The organism is Streptomyces torulosus, assembly GCF_001419765.1.
Taxonomy (GTDB): domain Bacteria; phylum Actinomycetota; class Actinomycetes; order Streptomycetales; family Streptomycetaceae; genus Streptomyces; species Streptomyces torulosus.
In genome coordinates this window covers 1-1,624 of sequence record NZ_LIRK01000380.1, presented here as the reverse complement: position 1 = coordinate 1,624, position 1,624 = coordinate 1, and the positions used below count along the sequence as shown (strand labels likewise).

At 72.2% G+C, this 1,624-nt stretch carries 3 protein-coding genes; all 3 read left to right on the top strand.

Going from position 1 to position 1,624, the window contains the following annotated elements; translation table 11 throughout:
- Positions 1-102: 102 nt before the first annotated feature.
- Positions 103-513 (top strand): VOC family protein, encoded by a 411-nt coding sequence (locus AOK23_RS25705; RefSeq protein ID WP_055538330.1) that lies wholly within the window; start codon positions 103-105, stop codon positions 511-513.
- A gap of 126 nt (positions 514-639) precedes the next feature.
- Positions 640-1,065 (top strand): hypothetical protein, encoded by a 426-nt coding sequence (locus AOK23_RS25700; RefSeq protein ID WP_055715009.1) that lies wholly within the window; start codon positions 640-642, stop codon positions 1,063-1,065.
- Between the two features lie 5 nt (positions 1,066-1,070).
- The coding region (locus tag AOK23_RS25695; protein ID WP_107102871.1) for a thiol-disulfide oxidoreductase DCC family protein at positions 1,071-1,624 on the top strand (554 nt) is incomplete at its 3' end.

Genomic DNA, 1,624 nt, shown 5'->3' with positions numbered 1-1,624 from the left:
CACCCTCCTGGCTTCCCGCCCGCTTCGCCCGATCCGTCGACCCTGTCGCGCCGCCCGCCGTCGCTCCCGCGGTTCCGCCGGCCCGCGCTCTAACCTGACGACATGTCAGATGATGAGTCGTACGAACTGCTCGGTTTCGACAACATCCTCCTGCCCGTCGGCGACCTCGACGAGGCCGTCGCCTTCTACGGGCGGGCAGGCTTCGACGTCGCCTTCCACCTCGACGAAGCCGGGATCGCTCTGCTGAAGGTGGGCAAGGAGACCCCCGGACTGCTGCTCCGACTGGAGGACGAGTTGCGGCACCGGCCGCCGGGGTGGGCCGCCGCCCGGGTGTGGCTGGAGGTGCGGGACGCCCGGTCCGCCGCCCGCGCCCTCACGGCGGCGGGCGTCCAACCGATCGACCCGCCGTTCTCCGTCGCCACCGGCTGGACCGTGGAGTTCGCCGACCCGTGGGGGAACGTCATCGGCCTCACGGACTACACCAAGCGGCCCGAACTGGCCCGCACGTCCTGACCCCTGCCGGCTTCGCCCCCTCCCGACTCCCTCCGAATCTCCGCTTGAACATGTTCAAAAACAGGGCTACTGTCTCACCGACAGCACGTTTTGAACGTGTTCAAGTAAGCCGGAAGGGGTGGGGGCATGGACCTCACGGTCGTCGCGTACGTCATCTATCTGCTGGTCAGCGTGGGTCTGACGGTCTGGGTGGCGAGGACGCTGAGCAGGAACGGGCGGATCTTCCTCGGAGACGTGCTCCACGGGAACGAGAAGCTCGCAGACGCGGTGAACCATCTACTGGTCGTCGGCTTCTACCTCGTGAACCTGGGGTTCGTGGCCCTCTACCTGAACGCGGACGGCGCCATCGAGAGCCCCCGCGAGGTGTTCGAGGCGGTGTCGGCGAAGCTCGGCGTGGTGCTGCTGGTGCTGGGGGCACTGCACCTGGGCAACGTGTTCGTGCTCAACAAGTTCCGGCGGCGGGGCGCCATGGAGCGGGAGCAGGTGCCGCCGGTCGCGCCGCAGGGCTGGACCACGCACGCGGCGCCCTCGGTCCCGCCGGCCGGGGCGTGACCCCGATGACGGCGATCGAGGCCACCGCGGACCGGGGCGCCGAGCGCGTCCCGGTCCTCGGGCTCACCGTGCTCTACGACGCCCGGTGCACCCTCTGCGTCTTCGTGAGGGAGTGGCTGGGCCGGCAGCGGCAGCTGGTGCCGCTCGACTTCGTCGCGGCGGGGTCCGACGAGGCCCGGCGGCGCTTCCCCGCACTCGACCACCGGGCGACCCTCGCGGAGATCACCGTCGTCGGGGACGCCGGGCAGGTGTACCGGGGCTCCGCCGCCTGGGTCGTCTGCCTGTGGGCGCTGCGCGAGCACCGGCCGCTGGCCCACCGGCTGAGCACCCCCGCCGGAGCACGGCTCGCCCGCGGCGCGGTGCTCGCCGCCGCGAAGTGGCGGGGCGTCGAACAGGGAAGCGGGACGCGCGGGGCGGGCGCCCAGCCGCAGTGGGGCGGCAGCATCTACTCCAGCGCGGACGGCTGGACGTACGACCCCCGGCACGGGTGGACGTACACCGCGCCCCGTCCCCGGCCCGACGCCCAGTCCGGGGCGGCACCCGACGCCCCGTCCGGGAC